A 505-nucleotide genomic window follows, 5' to 3' on the forward strand; every position below is an offset into this window, starting at 1 on the left:
GCGTCCATAGCGGCCTCCAGAAGTTTGTGTTGATTTCTCTTCTGAGAGGCCGCACCTTGCTATGTCAACTATTTTTTGAGATTTTTAGTGGTTTTTCTCCTCTGAAACTCTAAACTCTAGTATGGCAATTTAATTGAATCAATGATTTTTTTAATATGTTCTTTGCTTAACCCATACTCTGCTAGGGCATGAGTCAACACAATAGTAAGCATATATTGCATTGTAGCGGGGTTCGCTTGCCGCGTTCCCCGTTCCCATTCCCTAACACGGCTTAGGCGGTAATTTGTTCCCAGTGCCTTATTCATTTCCCTGACACCATCAGACATTGTTCCCGTGGTTCTCACCGCTTCCAGAAAGGAAGTTACAAGATTGTTATTTTTCATATTTTTTTACCCTGGCCGACTTGTTCCCCTGTTTCTTTAAATGATGGCCCATCGTAGCACCGTTATGGTGCTATATGCAAGAAAAAATGGAGAAAAACAAAAAGAGGAAGTCTATCTGAAAG

1 protein-coding gene is annotated in these 505 nt (G+C 41.4%); it reads right to left on the reverse strand.

The window, feature by feature from the left end:
* Positions 1–116 precede the first annotated feature (116 nt).
* The gene (locus ACOCD2_RS26320; RefSeq protein ID WP_293702561.1) at positions 117–383 is read right to left on the reverse strand and encodes a hypothetical protein; all 267 of its coding nucleotides are present in this window, start codon (positions 381–383) and stop codon (positions 117–119) included.
* Positions 384–505: the final 122 nt, after the last annotated feature.

It is taken from the genome of Thiolapillus sp. (genome assembly GCF_048562965.1).
In the GTDB taxonomy this organism is placed as follows: Bacteria; Pseudomonadota; Gammaproteobacteria; order Chromatiales; family Chromatiaceae; genus Thiolapillus; species Thiolapillus brandeum_A.

Bases quoted from the DNA above. Each gene is read 5' to 3' on its own strand.
- ACOCD2_RS26320 (WP_293702561.1), bottom strand. From the start codon at position 383: ATGAAAAATAACAATCTTGTAACTTCCTTTCTGGAAGCGGTGAGAACC.